We start from the raw sequence: 17,237 nt of genomic DNA, 5'->3' as shown, positions 1-17,237 counted from the left end.
GCAGCCAGGCCGAGCGCAGTGCTTGCATATTTCATCCGACGGATCTTCTCCGTCATCGTCATGCTGCTGGTCATCTCGTTGGTGACCTTCGGAATCTTCTTCCTCTTCCCGAAGATGATCGGGACGGATCCGGCGCTGTACTTCGTCGGTAAGCAGTCCGACCCCATCGCCATCGAGGGCATCCGGCAGAAGATGGGTCTCGACGACCCGATCCTCGTCCAGTTCGGCAAGTTCGTCGTCGGGCTGGTGGCGGGTCGCACGTACGCCAACGGCCCCGATGTCACGCAATGCGCCGCGCCCTGCTTCGGCTACTCCTTCAAGACCGAGCAGGAGGTCTGGCCGCTGCTGCTGGACTGGCTCCCGGTCACCCTGTCCCTCGCCCTCGGCGCCGTCGTCCTCTGGGTGATCGGCGGTGTCGCCACCGGCGTCATCTCCGCCCTCAAGCGCGGCACCGTACTGGACCGCTCGGCCATGGGCATCGCCCTCGCCGGCGTCTCCCTCCCCATCTACTTCACGGGCATGCTCGTGATCGCCGTCTTCTCCGACCAGCTCGGCTGGTTCGGCCGGCCCGACGCGACCTTCGCGGAGGACCCGGGAAGATGGTTCAACGGCATGATCCTGCCGTGGGTCTCGCTCGCCTTCCTCTACGCGGCGATGTACGCGCGGCTGACCCGGGCCACCATGCTCGAAGTCCTCAACGAGGACTACATCCGTACCGCCCGCGCCAAGGGCCTGACGGAACCCGTGGTCATCGGCAAGCACGCCATGCGCTCGACGATGACGCCGATCCTGACCGTCCTGGGTCTGGACCTCGGAGCCCTGATGGGCGGCGCGGTCCTGACCGAGTACACCTTCTCGCTGCACGGCCTCGGCTACAGCGCCGTCCGCGCCATCAGCGAGCACGACCTCCCGGTCATCCTGGGCATCACCCTGATCTCCGCCTTCTTCGTCGTCGCGGCGAACCTCATCGTTGACCTCATGTACGCGGTGATCGACCCCCGAGTGAGGCTGTCATGACCGAATCGACCAAGACCGGAGCCCTCAACCAGCCGTTCACCGGCACCTCCTCGCCCTCCACGGCCTTCCTGGAGGTCCGCGACCTCAAGGTGCACTTCCCGACCGAGGACGGTCTGGTCAAGTCGGTCGACGGACTCTCCTTCACGCTGGAGAAGGGCCGGACCCTCGGTATCGTCGGCGAGTCCGGATCCGGCAAGTCGGTCACCTCGCTCGGCATCATGGGTCTGCACCGCGTGGGCCAGTACGGCCGCCAGCGGGCCCGGCTCTCCGGCGAGATCTGGCTGGACGGCAAGGAGCTGCTCTCCGCGGACGAGGACGAGGTGCGCAGGCTGCGCGGCCGGGAGATCGCGATGATCTTCCAGGACCCGCTGTCCGCGATGCACCCGTACTTCACCATCGGCAAGCAGATCGCCGAGGCGTACCGGGTCCACAACAAGGTCGACAAGAAGACCGCCCGCAAGCGGGCCGTCGAACTCCTCGACCGCGTCGGCATCCCCGAGCCGCACAAGCGGGTCGACAGCTACCCGCACGAGTTCTCCGGCGGCATGCGCCAGCGCGCGATGATCGCGATGGCGCTGGTCAACAACCCCGAACTGCTCATCGCGGACGAGCCGACCACGGCCCTGGACGTCACCGTCCAGGCCCAGATCCTCGACCTGATCCGGGACCTGCAGAAGGAGTTCGGCTCCGCGGTCATCATGATCACGCACGACCTCGGCGTGGTCGCCGAGATGGCCGACGAACTCCTCGTGATGTACGGCGGCCGGTGCGTGGAGCGGGGCACCGCGGAGAAGGTCTTCTACGAGCCCCGGCACCCCTACACCTGGGGCCTGCTCGGCTCGATGCCGCGCATCGACCGGGAGCAGACCGAGCGCCTGATCCCGGTCAAGGGCTCGCCGCCCAGCCTCATCAACATCCCCAGCGGCTGTGCCTTCAACCCGCGCTGCCCGTACGCCGACGTACCCAAGGGCAACGTGACCCGCACGGTACGGCCCGAGCTGACGGCGCCGGACGACGCGGGGCAGGGCGGCAGCCGACACTGGTCCGCCTGCCACATGTCGCAGGAGGAGCGGACCCGGATCTGGACCGAAGAGATTGCGCCGAAGCTGTGACCGACACGAAGAAGACGGATACGGCCGCCGGCATTCCGGCGCAGGCCACGGACTCTCCCGAGCCGCTGCTCAAGGTCACCGGCCTGACCAAGCACTTCCCCATCACCAAGGGGCTGCTGCGCCGCCAGGTGGGCGCGGTCAAGGCCGTCGACGGCATCGACTTCGACGTCCGGCGCGGTGAGACCCTCGGCATCGTCGGCGAGTCCGGCTGCGGGAAGTCGACCATGGGCCGGCTGATCACGCGGCTGCTGGAACCGACCAGCGGCACCATCGAGTTCGAGGGCAAGGAGATCACGCACCTGGGAGTGGCGGGCATGCGCCCGCTGCGCCGCGACGTGCAGATGATCTTCCAGGACCCGTACGGCTCGCTGAACCCCCGCCACACGGTGGGCACCATCGTCAGCGCGCCCTTCAAGCTCCAGGACGTCACCCCGGAGGGCGGGCTCAAGGCAGAGGTCCAGCGGCTGCTGTCGCTCGTGGGCCTCAACCCCGAGCACTACAACCGCTACCCGCACGAGTTCTCGGGCGGCCAGCGCCAGCGCATCGGCATCGCGCGGGCCCTGGCGCTGAAGCCGAAGCTGGTGGTGGCGGACGAGCCCGTCTCGGCGCTGGACGTGTCGATCCAGGCCCAGGTGGTCAACCTGATGGACGACCTCCAGGAGGAGCTCGGCCTCACCTATGTGATCATCGCGCACGACCTGTCGGTCATCCGGCACGTCTCGGACCGCATCGCGGTGATGTACCTCGGCAAGATCGTCGAGCTGGCCGACAACAAGTCGCTGTACGGGGAGCCCATGCACCCGTACACCACGGCCCTGATGTCGGCCGTGCCGGTGCCCGACCCGAGGCGGCGCGGCGCCAAGAGCGGCCGCATCCTGCTCAAGGGCGACGTGCCGTCGCCGATCTCGCCGCCGAGCGGCTGCCGCTTCCACACCCGGTGCTGGAAGGCCACGCAGATCTGCGCGACGCAGGAGCCGCCGCTGCTGGCCCTGAAGCCGGGCCACCAGGTGGCCTGCCACCACCCGGAGAACGCCCCCGACCAGGCCCCGGGCGACCAGCCCCTGCCGGGCGCGGCGGACGCGGTGGCGACGGTCACGGAGTAGCGCGAACGCCGGCGGGGCGCCATCCCGGCCCCGCCGGCACCCCGCCAGCAACGGCGTCGGCACCCCGCCGGCAGCGGCGCCGGCAACGGCGTCGGCACCCCGCCGGCGTTCGGGGCGCGGGGGCCCGGGGCCGCGCCCCCCGGCAACGGCGCCGCACGGTCTCACGGGGCAGGCCCCACCCCCGCACGGTCACCCCGGCGGGAGCCGAGGGGTGACAATGGCCCGGTGTTCCACGATCTCTTCCCGCCCGGGATCCAGCATGCCCTGGACCTCGCCGGCATCTTCGTCTTCGCCACCGCGGGCGCCCTGCTCGCCGTCCGCAAGAACTTCGACGTCTTCGGCATTGTCGTCCTCGCCCTGGTCACGGCCCTGGGCGGCGGTCTCTTCCGCGATCTCGTCATCGGCGCCGTGCCGCCCGCGGCCTTCGGTGAGCTCAGCTTCTTCGTCACCCCGCTGATCGCCGCCGGGATCGTGTACTTCCTGCACCCCGAGGTCCAGCGGATCAACCGCGCCATCAACGTCTTCGACGCGGCCGGCCTCGGGCTCTTCTGCGTGACCGGCACGACCAAGGCCTACGAGTACGGCCTCGGCCTCACCGCCTCCGCCGCGCTCGGCGTCGCCACGGCCGTCGGCGGCGGCGTCCTGCGCGACGTCCTCGGGAACGAGGTGCCGTCGCTGCTGCGCGACCGTGAGATGTACGCCGTGCCCGCCCTGGTCGGCGCCACGATGGTGGCCGTCTTCATCAGCATGCACAGCCTCAACGCCATCACCACCGGCCTCGCGATCGTCACCACCTTCGTTCTGCGCCTCCTCGCCATGCGGTACCACTGGCGGGCGCCGCTGGCCTGGAACCGGCGGTCCTCGGTGGCCGAAGAGCCGTAACAAAAGAAAGCTACCGCTTAGTAGTAAGCCCGTGTACCGTCGTTTGCATGTCACACGCAGCTGCCAAGGCCTCCATCGGCGACAGTGAGTTCGACCGCGACACCGCCATCACCGCGCGCGCGGACGAGCCCGGGGTGTACGACGCGGAACTCTCCGCCGGCTGGACGATCATCGCCGCCGTGAACGGCGGCTACCTGCTGGCGCTCGTCGGCCGTGCCCTGTCGGCGGCCCTGCCGCACCCGGACCCCTTCACGGTCTCCGCGCACTACCTGACCTCCTCCGTGCCCGGCCCCGCCGTGATTCGCACCCAGGTCGTCCGCGTCGGCCGCACCCTCTCCACCGGCCAGGCCTCGCTGTTCCAGTACGACGAGAGCGGCGCCGAGATCGAACGCATCCGCGTCCTCGCCTCCTACGGCGACCTCACGGCCCTGCCGGACGACGTACGCACCGTCGCCGTGCCGCCCGCCATCCCCGCCTACGAGGACTGCATCGGCCCCGAGGCCGGCCCGGCCCCGATCCCCGGCAGCTCCGCCATCGTGGACCGGCTCCGGCTCCGCCTGGACCCGGCGACCGCCGGATGGGCCGTCGGTGCCCCCTCGGGCAAGGGCGAGATGCGGGCCTGGTTCGAGCTGTCCGACGGCCGTGACGCCGACCCGCTCTCCATGCTCCTGGCCGTGGACGCGCTGCCGCCGACCGCCTTCGACCTCGGCCTGGTGGCCTGGACCCCGACGGTGGAACTCACCACCCACGTCCGCCGCCGCCCGGCTCCCGGCCCGCTCAGGGTCTCCATCACCACCCGCAACCTGGCCGGCGGCTTCCTGGAGGAGGACGCCGAGGTCTGGGACTCCTCGGACCACCTGGTCGCCCAGTCCCGCCAACTGGCCCGCGCGCTGCGCCCGTCCTGACGTCCGGCCACCGGGTTCCGCCACCGGGTCCGGCCGCCGGATCCGGCCGTTCCGGCGGCGCCCGGGGGTGCCCCGCGGGCCGTCGCGGGGTCCCGCGGCGCAAGGGGCCACCGGTGGACTCGTAGAATCGGGGGATCATGGCCTACCTCGACCACGCCGCCACCACCCCGATGCTGCCGGAGGCCGCCGCGGCGATGACCGCGCAGTTCGCCGCCACGGGGAACGCCTCCTCCCTGCACGCCGCCGGCCGCCGGGCCCGCCGTACCGTGGAGGAGGCCCGCGAGGCCTTCGCCGAGGCGGTCGGTGCCCGTCCCAGCGAGGTGGTCTTCACCGCCGGCGGCACCGAGGCCGACAACCTCGCCGTCAAGGGCCTCTACTGGGCCCGGCGCGACGCCGACCCCGCCCGGACCCGGGTCATCGCCAGCCCGGTGGAGCACCACGCCGTGCTCGACGCCGTCCACTGGCTCGCCGAGCACGAGGGCGCACAGGTCGAGTACCTGCCTGTGGACCGCTACGGACGGGTGCCCGCGGAGGCCTTCCGCGAGGCCGTCGAGCGCAACCCCGACGACGTGGCCCTGGCCACCGTGATGTGGGCCAACAACGAGATCGGGACCGTCATGCCGGTCCGCGAACTGGCCGCCATCGCCCGCGAGTACGGGATTCCGCTGCACTCCGACGCCGTCCAGGCCTTCGGACAGCTCGACGTCCGCTTCGGCGACAGCGGGCTCGCCGCCATGACCGTCAGCGGCCACAAGATCGGCGGCCCCTACGGCATCGGAGCACTGCTGCTCGGCCGCGACCAGAGCCCCGTACCCGTCCTGCACGGCGGCGGTCAGGAGCGGCACGTCCGCTCCGGCACCCTCGACGTACCGGCCGTCGCCGCCTTCGCCGTGGCCGCGGTCCTCGCCGCCGAACGGCGCGAGCAGTTCGCCGCAGAGATCGGCGCCCTGCGCGACGAACTGATCGCCGCGGTCCGTGCGACCGTGCCCGACGCCGTCCTCGGGGGAGACCCCGACGAGCGGCTTCCGGCCAATGCGCACTTCGGCTTCCCCGGCTGCGAGGGCGACTCCCTGCTGCTCCTGCTCGACGCCCAGGGCATCGAGTGCTCCACCGGATCCGCCTGCACCGCGGGCGTCGCCCAGCCCAGCCATGTCCTGCTGGCCACCGGTACGGACCCGCAGCTGGCCCGCGGCACCCTGCGCTTCTCCCTCGGCCACACCTCCACCAAGGAGGATGTCGCGGCACTGGCCGCGGCGATCGGCCCGGCGGTGGAACGCGCCCGCACGGCGGGACTCAGCTAGGGCCTGCCGCCAGGACCTCCCGGACGAGGCGTATGTAGCGGTCCCAGTTCCAGTGGGGGCCGGGATCCGTGTGGTCGGCGCCCGGGACCTCGGAGTGCCCGACGAGGTGGGTGCGGTCCGCCGGTATGTCGTACCGGCGGCAGATGTCGGCCGCCAGCCGCGCCGAAGCCGCGTACATCGCGTCCGTGAAGTCCTGCGGGCGGTCCACGAAGCCGACGTGCTCGATGCCGATGCTGCGCTCGTTCATCGAGCGGTTCGCCGCGTGGAAGGCCACGTCCATCTCGCGCACCAGCTGCTCCACATGGCCGTCGCCGCGCACCATGTAGTGCGCCGAGGCCCTGTGGAAGGGGTTCTGGAAGGCCTTCACCGAGCCCTCGAAGCTGCCCTGTGTGACATGGACGACGATCCGGTCCACCCGGTAGTCGTCGGGCCGGTCCGCCATCCGCCAGTTCGCCGGCGAGGCCGAGGTCCAGCTCGCGCCCACGTGGTCGAGCTCGCCCTCCTTGCGCGGCTTGGCCACTCCCGGTATCAGCCACCAGGCCCGGCCGATCTCCTCCCGGCCGGCGACCGCCGTCGCCGCGACAACCCCGAGCCCGCCGAAGAGCACCGCCCTGCGGGTCCGGCTCCGCGGTTTCGATCTTTTGTTCCCGAGCTCGGTCATGTGATCCACCCCCCGTACTCGATAACGCGCTGTGACCCCGCTCGGTTCCCCCGTACTCTGGACGGTGCTATGACTGAGAACCTGCCGCGCACACACCGCCCGCTTCGCGTCCTGGCCGCCATGTCCGGCGGCGTGGATTCCGCCGTCGCCGCCGCCCGCGCCGTCGAAGCCGGGCACGACGTGACCGGCGTACACCTGGCGCTGTCCGCGAACCCGCAGTCCTTCCGGACCGGCGCCCGCGGCTGCTGCACCATCGAGGACTCCCGCGACGCCCGGCGGGCCGCCGACGTCATCGGCATCCCCTTCTACGTCTGGGACCTGGCCGAGCGCTTCCGCGAGGACGTGGTCGAGGACTTCATCTCCGAGTACGAGGCCGGGCGCACCCCGAACCCCTGCCTGCGCTGCAACGAGAAGATCAAGTTCGCGGCGCTGCTCGACAAGGCCCTCGCACTCGGCTTCGACGCCGTCTGCACCGGCCACTACGCGACCGTCGTACTGAACGAGGACGGCTCCCGCGAACTGCACCGCGCCTCCGACATGGCCAAGGACCAGTCGTACGTCCTCGGCGTGCTCGACGAGAAGCAGCTCGCCCACGCCCTCTTCCCGCTCGGTGACACCCTCACCACCAAGGACGAGATCCGCGCCGAGGCCGAGCGCCGGGGCCTGGCCGTCGCGAAGAAGCCCGACAGCCACGACATCTGCTTCATCGCCGACGGCGACACCCAGGGCTTCCTCGCGAACCGCCTCGGCAAGGCCGAGGGGGACATCGTCGACGAGGCGACGGGCGAGAAGGTCGGCACCCACGAGGGCGCCTTCGGCTTCACCATCGGCCAGCGCAAGGGCCTGCGCATCGGCCACCCCGCCCCCGACGGCAAGCCGCGCTACGTCCTCGACATCTCCCCGGTGAACAACACCGTCACCGTCGGCCCCGTCGAGGCCCTGGACGTCACCGCCCTCACCGCGATCCGCCCCCGCTGGTGCGGAGCCGTGGCCGCCGCCCCGGGCACCTACACCGCCCAGCTGCGCGCCCACGGCGGCGAGACCGAGGTCTTCGCCGAGGTCGTCGACGGCGAGCTGCGGGTCTCCTTCGGCGAGCCGGTCCGGGGCGTCGCCCCCGGCCAGGCGATCGTGCTCTACGACGGCACCCGCGTGGTCGGCTCGGCCACCATCGCGACCACGACGCGGGCCGCCGCCGCCGTCTGACCGGCGCCCCTCACGACATGACGCCGCGGCCCCCCCCCGTGCGGGCCGCGGCGTCGCGCCGTCCGGAATCAGGCCGCCGGGTACCAGACGGTGCCGCTGCCGCCGTGCTGCGTCAGGGTGGTGGCGATGATCTCGCCCTCCCGAAAGTAGCGCGGGTGCTGCTGCAGGAAGCCGGGGAAGGAGTCCAGGGACGTCGCGTCACAGACCCCGTCGGTCCTGATGCAGTGACGCTGGACGGGGACGCCCGGGAAGTCCTCCGGCCCCGTGCCGGGGGAGTAGGCCACGAAGGGGATGAGGACCCCCTGCGGAACCAGGCGCCAGAAACCGGTTCCGGGCTGCATCGGGTCGGAGTAGAGCATGCCGTCGACCCGGTCGCGGGGTACCTCGGTGCCGTTGGCGGCGATCGTCTGGAGCAGCAGATCGCCGACCCAGGCGCCCTGGGAGTAGCCGGCGATGGTGAAGCGTGCCGTCGGGTCGGCGCGGTAGGCGTTCTCCAGGGCGGCCTTGGCGTTCCAGTAGCCCTGGTTCACGCTGTCGCCGAAGCTCGGCGCGAAGGGGGCCGGCTGCTCGTTGTGGCTCCCGACGAAGGGGCCGCCGCTGGCCACGTAGCAGACCGGTATCGCGATGCCCCCGTTCAGGTTCCTGTTCGCGGCGTCGAAGCTCGTGGTGCATCCGGGCGCGTCCGCGGCCGCGCCGGTGCCGCCGATCTCGATGTGGTAGTGGTTCGCCGGGGCGGCGTGCGCGCCGGTCTCGTACTCGGGCTCGTGGCCACCCTGGAGACCCCCATCGACCTCGGCCGCGCCGCCACCCCGACGGACCTGCTGGCCGTCAACCGCAGCATCGTGGTGCGCCAGGCCCTCTTCCTCGCGCCGATGCTCACCCTGGTGATCGCCTTCGGCGGCCGGCTCATGACCGAGCTGCTCCAGGGCGTCGTGGGCCCCCTGACCTGGCCGATGGCCGACGGACTCGCCCTCGGCGCGGTGGGCGGGATGGCCGGCGCGCTCTCCTACGCCCTGGCGTTCACCGCCTGGGGCCAGTGGGTGCTCCTGACCCGCGTCTGGCTGCCGCTGACCGGCCGGCTCCCCTGGGCGACCGTCGCCTTCCTGGAGGACGCCTACCGGCGCGGCGTGCTGCGCCAGGTCGGCGCCGTCTACCAGTTCCGCCACGCCCGGCTCCAGCGCCACCTGCGCGGACGGCCCACGGATCAGGGGCCTGTCCCTCGGACCGGGCCCTGATCCGCGGGCCGTGCCGCGGTGGACGTGCCGCGGCGGGCCGTCCCGCGGCGGACCGTGCCGCTCAGGCGACGGTCAGGACGATCTTGCCGGTGGTGCGGCCCTGCTCGCCGATCTCGTGGGCCTTCGCGGCCTGCTCCAGCGGCAGCACCGTGTCGACCAGCGGCTTCAGCAGGCCCTGCTCGACGAGAGCCGCGATCTCCAGCAGGCCGCCCAGGTCCGGCTCCACCAGGACCCAGGAGGCGTGCACGCCCTGCGGGTCGGCCGGGAGGGAGTCGGGGCCGGGCAGGGTCACCAGGTGGCCGCCGGCCTTGAGGACCTTCAGCGAGCGCTGCGTGTAGTCCCCGCCGATGGCGTCGATCACGACGTCCACGTCGGCGACGGCGTCCTCGAAGTCCGTGGTGCGGTAGTCGATCACCTCGTCGGCGCCGAGCTCGCGCAACAGCGCGTGCTTGCCCGCGCTCGCGGTGCCGATCACGTACGCGCCGCGGGCCTTGGCGATCTGCACCGCCAGGTGACCCACCCCGCCGGCCGCCGCGTGCACCAGCACCCGCTGTCCGGCGCTCACCCCGGCCGTGTCCACCAGGGCCTGCCAGGCGGTCAGGGCGGCCAGCGGCAGAGCCGCCGCCTCCACGTGGTCCAGCGCGGCCGGCTTGGGGGCGAAGTGCCGGGCGGGGCCCGTCACGTACTCGGCGTACGCACCGGCCTGCTGCGGGAAGCGCGGCATTCCGTACACCTCGTCGCCCACCCGGTACAAGGTCACGCCCGGTCCCACGGCCTCGACGGTGCCGGACACGTCCCAGCCGACCGCCGGCACCGGGCCCCAGGGGATCAGGGCGCCGCTCTCGCGCGTCTTCCAGTCCACCGGGTTCACCCCGGCGGCGTGGACGCGGACCAGGACCTCGCCCATACCGGGCTCCGGACGCTCGGCATCGGTCTCGACGAGGACCTCGGGTCCGCCCCACTTGCTGATGACGACGGCGCGCATTTCATGTCTCCTTGCTGGGTTCTCCGGTGCCGGTGTCCCGGCCGATGACCTCACTCTCTCCGCTCGCCGACCCTTGCAGTGTTGGCCGTACGGCCACCATGTGTCAGGATCTGGCCATGCACCGAATCGCCGTACTCGCCCTCGAAGGGGTCCCTCCGTTCGAGCTCGGCATCCCCTCCCGCGTCTTCGGCAACGCCCAGGACGAGGCCGGGGGCCCGCTCTACGAGGTGACCGTCTGCACCGCCGACGGCCTGCCCGTGGCCAGCGACGCGGGCTTCACCGTCGGCGTCTCGGCGGGCCCCGAGGCCCTCGCCGCAGCCGACACCGTGATCGTCACGCCCACCCACGCCATGGACGAGCTGGCCCACGGCGCCCCCCTGCCGCAGCCGCTGACCGACGCGCTCGCCGCGATCCGGCCCGGCACCCGGCTGGTCTCCCTGTGCACCGGCTCGTACGTCCTGGCCGCCGCCGGACTGCTCGACGGCCGGCCCGCCACCACGCACTGGCTGCACGCGCCCGAGTTCCAGCGCGGCTTCCCGCGCGTCCGGCTCGACGAGGAGGTCCTCTTCGTCGACGACGGCGACGTCCTCACCTCGGCCGGCGTGGCGGCCGGCATCGACCTCTGCCTCTACCTGATCCGCCAGGACCACGGCACGGGCGTGGCCAACCGGGCGGCGCGGCTCTGCGTGGTCCCGCCCTGGCGCGACGGAGGCCAGGCCCAGTACATCGACCGGCCCGTACCCGAGCCCACCGTCGCCACCACCACCGCCACCCGCGCCTGGGCCCTGGAACGCCTCGCCGAACCGGTCACCCTCGCCGAACTGGCCGCGCACGCCCGGATGAGCCTGCGCACCTTCACCCGCCGGTTCCGCGACGAGGTCGGCATGACCCCGGTGCAGTGGCTCACCGCCCAGCGGCTCGAACTGGCCCGCCACCTGCTGGAGTCCAGCGACCTGCCGGTCGACCTGGTGGCCCACCGGGCCGGCTTCGGCTCCGCCAACTCGCTGCGCCAGCACATGCGCTCCACGCTCGGCGTCTCCCCGATCGCCTACCGGCGCACCTTCCAGCCCGCATCGGTATGACCTGCGGGGTAATCGCCGCAGGAGCCGCGCGCTGACACGATCGGATCAACGGGCCCGGACCGACGGGCCGGTCAACAGGGGAGTCGACCATGACCGCGTACGCCATCGCCCACATACGCCCCACGACCATGAACGAGGACATCCTCCGGTACATCGAGCGGATCCAGCCGACCATGGACCCCTTCGGCGGCCGCTTCCTCGTCCACGGCCAGGACGTCGAGGTCCTGGAGGGCCCCTTCCCCGGCACCGTCGTCATGATCGGCTTCCCGGACATCGAGAGCGCCCGCGCCTGGTACGCCTCCGACGCCTACCGGGCCATCCTGCCGCTGCGCACCGACCACATCGAGGGCGAGGTCGTCCTGGTCGAGGGCGTCCCCGCCGACTACGACGCCTCGAAGACGGCCGCCGCCCTGCGCGCCGAAGCCCGCCTCTGATGGGCAACCGAGCCACCTTCGTGACCGCGGGCGCCGATGGGTACGAGCGCCGGAGCTCCTCCTTCGGCGCCGTCGGCCTCGATCTCGACCTGCTCGGCGGCCCGGAGGCGGTTCTGCCGTTCGTCCTGGGCCACCGGCTCGAGGAAGGCCCCTGGTACGACGACGACATGTGCGAGGCGGGCGCCCTGATCGACCCCGCCCGCAGACTGCTCCTGGTCTTCGCCCAGGAAGGCCCGTCGGTGGCCATGCGCACCCGCGCGGCCTGGTGGCGGCTGCTCGGGCCCGCCTGGCCCGGATGGGAGCTCCGCTGGGTGTACGACGGCCAGAGCGGCCTGCGCGCCCACCTCGGCCTGGACCCGGGGCACGAACGCGACACCCTGTATCCCGGCCCGCCGCTGGAGGCCGACGACGAGGAACTGGCCGATCCCGACCCGATGGCCGCCGTCGTCACGGTCGGATCCGGCCGCTGCCACGTCCTCGCCCACATCGACGACCATCCCGTGGCCGAGGGCCCGGCGCTCCTCGACCGGCTCTCGGGCGCCCCCGGCCACGCCGGGTACGCAGGTCGCGCCGAGGCCGGCATCCACGTCGACCCCGGGGCCCGCAGGGTCGGCTGGTGGCTGACCGGAATCGTGCCCCACGCCGGACGGATGGCCGCACGCTGGCCCGGCTGGACCGTGGAATTCTGGGCCGACCGCTGGAGCGAGCACGCCCGGTCGGTTCCCGGCCTGTTCACCCCGTCCGCCGGCGACCCGGCGGCCGCGCTGGACGCCGTACGCGACGAGGCGCTGGAGCGCTGGGCCGAACCGCGTGCCGACCGGCGGGCACAGCTCGTCGCCGCGTACCCGCGGATGGTCATCGGCACCGGCTTCCCGCCCGCCGTCACCGCGCAGCGGGCGGCCCTGGCACGGGCGGTCGTCGAACGCTCCCGGCGGGCCGCCGCGGCCGGCTGAGCGCCCGGCGCGCGGACGGCCCGTCCGCGCGGGGACGGACCGCCGGGACGGGGAGTCCCGGGGCCGAGCCGGGCACCGGGGCTTCGCCCTCCCCGGCCCGCGGGACCTGCGAGCATGGGCGACATGGCTACTCACTTGATCACCGGTGCCGGCTCCGGCATCGGCGCCGCCGTCGCGGCCCGGCTGCACGCCCGCGGCGACGACCTCGTCCTCCTCGCCCGGGACGCCGGCCGTGCCCGCGAGCTCGTCGACCGCTACCCCGGCGCCACGTCCCTCGTCGGCGACCTCGCCGACCCCGACCGGCTGTCGTGGGCGTTCTCCAAGCAGGCCGTCCCGGAGCGGATCGACTCCCTGCTGCACATCGCCGGGATCGTCGACCTCGGACCGGTGGGCGAGCTCCGGCCCAAGACCTGGCACCAGCAGCTCAACGTGAACCTGATCGCCCCCGCGGAGGTCACCCGGCTGCTGCTGCCCACCCTGCGGGCCTCCAGGGCCACCGTCGTCTTCGTGAACTCGGGCGCCGGTCTGACCGCCCACGCCGACTGGAGCGCGTACGCCGCCTCCAAGCACGGCCTGAAGGCCCTCGCCGACTCGCTGCGCGGCGAGGAGCGGGCCCACGGCATCCGCGTCACCTCCGTCTACCCGGGCCGCACCGCCAGCCCCATGCAGGCCAAGGTGCACTCCCAGGAGGGCAAGGAGTACGACCCGGCCGCCTGGATCGACCCCGAGTCCGTGGCGACCACGATCGTCATGGCCATCGACCTGCCCCGTGACGCCGAGGTCAACGACCTGAGCGTCCGGCCGGGCCGATGAGCGCGGGAGCCACCGGCGTCGGATCGCTGCCCGGCGGCGACGCCCGCGAGGCCGCGAAGACCGTCACCGGGTCCTTCGAGGAGTTCCCCTACCTCGCCGAGCTGCCCGCCCGGGGCCCCGGCGCGGACATGATCGGCCGTTCCCTCGGCCTGCTCGTCGACATGTACGCCCACGTCGAGCCCAGCGGCTGGCGGATCAGCGACCGCCCGGGACGGGACTCGAAGCGGTCCCGGTCCTGGCTCGGGGAGGACCTCGACGCACTGGAGGAGTTCACCCAGGGGTACACGGGGAAGCTCAAGGTCCAGGCCGTCGGGCCGTGGACGCTGGCCTCCGCCCTGGAACTGCACGGCGGCGAGTCCCTGCTCCAGGACGCGGGTGCCTGCCGGGACCTGGCCGGATCGCTGGCCGAGGGCCTGCGCGAGCACCTGGCCGACGTACGCAGGCGGATCCCCGGGGCCGACGTCGTGCTCCAGCTCGACGAGCCGTCCCTGACGGCCGTGCTGCTCGGCCGGGTCCGCTCGGCGAGCGGCTACCGCACCTACCGCGCCGTCGACCGGCAGGTGGTCGAGGGCGCGCTGCGCGACGTGTTCGCCGTCCACGACGGGGACGTCGTCGTGCACTCCTGCGCGCCCGAGGTGCCCTTCGCCCTGCTCCGCAGGGCCGGTGCCACCGGGGTCTCGTTCGATTTCTCGCTGCTCACCGAGCGCGAGGACGACACCATCGGGGAAGCGGTCGAGGGCGGCACGAAACTCTTCGCCGGAGTGGTGCCCGGCACCGACGCCCCGTTGTCGGACCCGGGCGGTAGCGTCATGGGTGTCAGGAAGCTTTGGCGCAGGTTGGGGCTGGCCCCGGGGACTCTGGCGGAGTCCGTCGTGGTCACCCCGTCGTGCGGTCTGGCGGGTGCTTCACCCGCCTACGCCCGCGCGGTGCAGGCGCATTGCGTCAGGGCGGCGAGGTCGCTCGCCGACAACCCTGAGTGACGGTCGAGACGGGCCACGGGAGGACACGGCATGGCAGCCGAACAGCAGGACACGGCAGTACCGGCGGCGGTGCGTGAGCAGCACGCATTGCTGGCCGAGCAGATCGAGGAGCACCGCTTCCGGTACTACGTGAACGACCAGCCGGTCGTCAGCGACGCCGAGTTCGACAAGCTGCTGCGCTCGCTGGAGGCGCTGGAGGAGCAGTACCCGGAGCTGCGTACGCCCGACTCGCCCACCCAGAAGGTGGCCGGGGCGTACGAGACGGACTTCGCCTCCGTCGTGCACCGGGAGCGGATGCTCTCCCTCGACAACGCCTTCGACGACGAGGAACTGGCGGCCTGGGCCGAGCGGGTGGCCCGGGACGTGAACACCTCGGACTACCACTACCTGTGCGAGCTCAAGGTGGACGGCCTCGCCGTCAACCTCACCTACGAGAACGGCCGTCTCACCCGGGCGGCCACCCGCGGCGACGGCCGCACCGGTGAGGACATCACGCCCAACGTCCGCACCATCGCCGAGATCCCGGACCGGCTGAAGGGCGACCGGATCCCGGCCCTGGTGGAGATCCGCGGCGAGGTCTACTTCCCGATGGAGAAGTTCCAGGAGCTCAACGCGCGTCTGGTGGAGGCGGAGGGCAAGCCCTTCGCCAACCCGCGCAACGCGGCGGCCGGTTCGCTGCGGCAGAAGGACCCCAAGGTCACCGCGAGCCGCCCGCTGCACATGGTCGTCCACGGCATCGGCGCCCGCGAGGGCTTCGAGATCGAGCGACAGTCGCAGGCGTACGAGCTGCTGCACGAGTGGGGTCTGCCGACCGCACAGCACAACAAGGTGGTCTCCACCCTCGCCGAGGTCCGGGAGTTCATCGCGGACTTCGGGGTGAACCGGCACTCGGTGGAGCACGAGATCGACGGCGTGGTCGTCAAGCTCGACGAGATCTCCCTCCAGGGCCGCCTCGGTTCAACGGCCCGCGCGCCCCGCTGGGCGATCGCCTGGAAGTACGCGCCCGAGGAGGTCAACACCAAGCTGATCGACATCAAGGTCGGCGTCGGCCGCACCGGCCGCGTGACCCCGTACGCGCAGGTGGAGCCGGTGAAGGTGGCGGGCTCCGAGGTGGAGTTCGCGACCCTGCACAACCAGGAGGTCGTCAAGGCCAAGGGCGTCCTCATCGGGGACACCGTGGTCCTGCGCAAGGCGGGCGACGTCATCCCCGAGATCCTCGGCCCGGTGGTGGACCTGCGCGACGGCAGCGAGCGGGAGTTCGTGATGCCGGCCATCTGCCCCGCGTGCGGGACGGAGCTGCGGCCGATGAAGGAGGGGGACATCGACGTCCGGTGCCCCAACGCCCAGACCTGCCCGGCCCAGTTGCGCGAGCGGCTCTTCTACCTGGCCGGCCGGCAGTCCCTGGACATCGAGAACTTCGGCATGGTGGCGGCGGCCGCGCTGACCGACCCGCTGGAGCCGGACCGGCCGCCGCTGCTGGACGAGGGCGACCTCTTCGACCTGACCATCGAGCAGCTGCTGCCCATCAAGGCGCACGTCCTGGACCCGGACAGCGGGCTGCCCAAGCGGGACCCGAAGACGGGCGAGGAGAAGATCGTCACGGTCTTCGCCAACCAGAAGGGCGAGCCGAAGAAGAACGCCCTGGCCATGCTGGAGCACATCGCCGCCGCCAAGGAGCGCCCGCTCGCCCGCATCATCAACGGCCTGTCGATCCGTCACGTGGGACCGGTCGCGGCCGAGGCCCTCGCCCGCGAGTTCCGCTCGATCGAGCGCATCGAGCAGGCCACCGAGGAGGAGCTGACCGCCACCGAGGGGGTCGGCGCGATCATCGCCGCCTCCCTCAAGGAGTGGTTCGCCGTCGGCTGGCACCAGGAGATCCTGCGCAAGTGGCGGGAGGCCGGGGTCCGGATGGAGGAGGAAGGTTCCGCCGAGGAGGAGGGACCGCGGCCGCTGGAGGGGCTGACCGTCGTCGTCACCGGCACTTTGCAGAGCCACACCCGGGACGGCGCGAAGGACGCCCTGCAGAGCCGTGGAGCCAAGGTCACCGGATCCGTGTCGAAGAAGACCTCCTTCGTCGTGGTCGGTGACAACCCCGGCTCGAAGTACGACAAGGCCGTGCAGTTGAAGCTCGCCATCCTCGACGACGCCGGGTTCGCGGTGCTGCTGGAGCAGGGCCCCGACGCGGCACGTGAGGCCGCGCTCCCGGTGGACGGCGGGGGTGAAGGGGAGTAGTACCTGAAGGGGGAATCCCCGAGGGGGAGTAGCGAAGGCGAACGGATGCGTGGCGTGCGGCCGTACGGGCGGGCGCACGCCGGGCGCGGCGAACGGTGGTAAACGGCCGGTACAAGCCTGGTCGCAGGGCGGTGAGCTGTCGGATCATCGGATGGGTGACAAGGGGGGCCCAGTCCAAACTCACCCGTTCGGCGGATACCGTACTGATGAGGATGGCTGGGTCGCATTCGGGCAACCACTGCCGACCGCTGCCCCTGGGAGCCTCGCGCGTCCTACTGTTGAGGGGTGCGCCTGTCGTGCACGGCTGCAGAATGCGATTTCGGCCGTGGTGGCATGACA

17 protein-coding genes are annotated in these 17,237 nt (G+C 72.1%); 14 read left to right on the top strand and 3 right to left on the bottom strand.

Annotated elements, in window-relative coordinates; all coding sequences use genetic code 11:
• The first annotated feature begins 18 nt into the window (after positions 1-18).
• The 6 genes from OG373_RS13115 (at position 19) to OG373_RS13090 (ending at position 6,320) form a co-directional block, all read left to right on the top strand.
• Entirely contained in the window at positions 19-1,017 is a 999-nt protein-coding gene (locus OG373_RS13115) for an ABC transporter permease (RefSeq protein ID WP_030386843.1), read from the top strand.
• Positions 1,014-2,129 carry an ABC transporter ATP-binding protein gene (locus tag OG373_RS13110; protein WP_397732517.1) on the top strand — a complete coding sequence of 372 codons (1,116 nt, stop codon included), beginning with the start codon at positions 1,014-1,016 and terminating at the stop codon, positions 2,127-2,129. Before OG373_RS13115 ends, OG373_RS13110 begins: the two co-directional genes overlap by 4 nt.
• A complete protein-coding gene (locus OG373_RS13105; protein WP_397732515.1) occupies positions 2,126-3,232 on the top strand; it encodes an ABC transporter ATP-binding protein in 1,107 nt (368 codons plus the stop codon). Before OG373_RS13110 ends, OG373_RS13105 begins: the two co-directional genes overlap by 4 nt.
• A gap of 225 nt (positions 3,233-3,457) precedes the next feature.
• Positions 3,458-4,114 carry a trimeric intracellular cation channel family protein gene (locus OG373_RS13100; RefSeq protein ID WP_405438337.1) on the top strand — a complete coding sequence of 219 codons (657 nt, stop codon included), beginning with the start codon at positions 3,458-3,460 and terminating at the stop codon, positions 4,112-4,114.
• 47 nt (positions 4,115-4,161) lie between these two features.
• A complete protein-coding gene (locus OG373_RS13095; RefSeq protein ID WP_405438335.1) occupies positions 4,162-5,019 on the top strand; it encodes a thioesterase family protein in 858 nt (285 codons plus the stop codon).
• 137 nt (positions 5,020-5,156) lie between these two features.
• A complete protein-coding gene (locus OG373_RS13090) occupies positions 5,157-6,320 on the top strand; it encodes a cysteine desulfurase family protein (RefSeq protein WP_405438334.1) in 1,164 nt (387 codons plus the stop codon).
• Here the strand turns inward: OG373_RS13090 and OG373_RS13085 are convergent.
• On the bottom strand, positions 6,313-6,981 hold the full coding sequence (locus OG373_RS13085) for an N-acetylmuramoyl-L-alanine amidase (protein WP_405438332.1): 669 nt from the start codon (positions 6,979-6,981) through the stop codon (positions 6,313-6,315). The genes OG373_RS13090 and OG373_RS13085 overlap by 8 nt on opposite strands.
• A 69-nt stretch (positions 6,982-7,050) precedes the next feature.
• Between OG373_RS13085 and mnmA the strand changes: the two genes are divergently transcribed.
• A complete protein-coding gene (mnmA, locus tag OG373_RS13080; RefSeq protein ID WP_397732507.1) occupies positions 7,051-8,184 on the top strand; it encodes a tRNA 2-thiouridine(34) synthase MnmA in 1,134 nt (377 codons plus the stop codon).
• A 68-nt stretch (positions 8,185-8,252) separates the two neighbouring features.
• On the opposite strand, the gene OG373_RS13075 is transcribed toward mnmA, so the two are convergent.
• Positions 8,253-8,789 (bottom strand): PE-PPE domain-containing protein, encoded by a 537-nt coding sequence (locus OG373_RS13075; RefSeq protein WP_405438330.1) that lies wholly within the window; start codon positions 8,787-8,789, stop codon positions 8,253-8,255.
• Between the two features lie 132 nt (positions 8,790-8,921).
• Between OG373_RS13075 and OG373_RS13070 the strand changes: the two genes are divergently transcribed.
• The gene (locus OG373_RS13070) at positions 8,922-9,419 is read left to right on the top strand and encodes a hypothetical protein (protein ID WP_405438329.1); all 498 of its coding nucleotides are present in this window, start codon (positions 8,922-8,924) and stop codon (positions 9,417-9,419) included.
• 61 nt (positions 9,420-9,480) lie between these two features.
• Here OG373_RS13070 and OG373_RS13065 read toward each other — a convergent pair whose 3' ends face one another.
• Positions 9,481-10,404: an NADP-dependent oxidoreductase gene (locus OG373_RS13065; RefSeq protein WP_397732501.1), complete on the bottom strand. Its 924-nt coding sequence runs from the start codon at positions 10,402-10,404 to the stop codon at positions 9,481-9,483.
• A gap of 116 nt (positions 10,405-10,520) precedes the next feature.
• On the opposite strand from OG373_RS13065, the gene OG373_RS13060 reads away from it, so the two are divergent.
• The 6 genes from OG373_RS13060 to ligA all read left to right on the top strand — a co-directional run bounded on the left by OG373_RS13060 (position 10,521) and on the right by ligA (position 16,898).
• The gene (locus OG373_RS13060; RefSeq protein ID WP_405438327.1) at positions 10,521-11,486 is read left to right on the top strand and encodes a GlxA family transcriptional regulator; all 966 of its coding nucleotides are present in this window, start codon (positions 10,521-10,523) and stop codon (positions 11,484-11,486) included.
• A gap of 89 nt (positions 11,487-11,575) precedes the next feature.
• A complete protein-coding gene (locus OG373_RS13055) occupies positions 11,576-11,920 on the top strand; it encodes a DUF1330 domain-containing protein (RefSeq protein ID WP_405438325.1) in 345 nt (114 codons plus the stop codon).
• Positions 11,920-12,873, top strand: coding sequence for a hypothetical protein (locus OG373_RS13050; protein WP_405438323.1), 954 nt, complete (start codon positions 11,920-11,922; stop codon positions 12,871-12,873). The genes OG373_RS13055 and OG373_RS13050 overlap by 1 nt, the downstream gene beginning before the upstream one ends.
• A gap of 123 nt (positions 12,874-12,996) precedes the next feature.
• On the top strand, positions 12,997-13,686 hold the full coding sequence (locus tag OG373_RS13045; protein WP_397732495.1) for an SDR family oxidoreductase: 690 nt from the start codon (positions 12,997-12,999) through the stop codon (positions 13,684-13,686).
• On the top strand, positions 13,683-14,666 hold the full coding sequence (locus OG373_RS13040) for a methionine synthase (RefSeq protein ID WP_405438320.1): 984 nt from the start codon (positions 13,683-13,685) through the stop codon (positions 14,664-14,666). The genes OG373_RS13045 and OG373_RS13040 overlap by 4 nt, the downstream gene beginning before the upstream one ends.
• A gap of 30 nt (positions 14,667-14,696) precedes the next feature.
• Positions 14,697-16,898, top strand: a complete 2,202-nt coding sequence (gene ligA, locus OG373_RS13035) for an NAD-dependent DNA ligase LigA (RefSeq protein WP_405438319.1) — start codon at positions 14,697-14,699, stop codon at positions 16,896-16,898.
• The last annotated feature ends 339 nt before the right edge of the window (positions 16,899-17,237 follow it).

The sequence above is a fragment of the Streptomyces avidinii genome (genome assembly GCF_045161815.1).
GTDB classification, from domain to species: Bacteria; Actinomycetota; Actinomycetes; order Streptomycetales; family Streptomycetaceae; genus Streptomyces; species Streptomyces avidinii.
The sequence above is the reverse complement of the archived record's forward strand: the minus strand, read 5'-3'. Positions and strand labels throughout refer to the sequence as shown.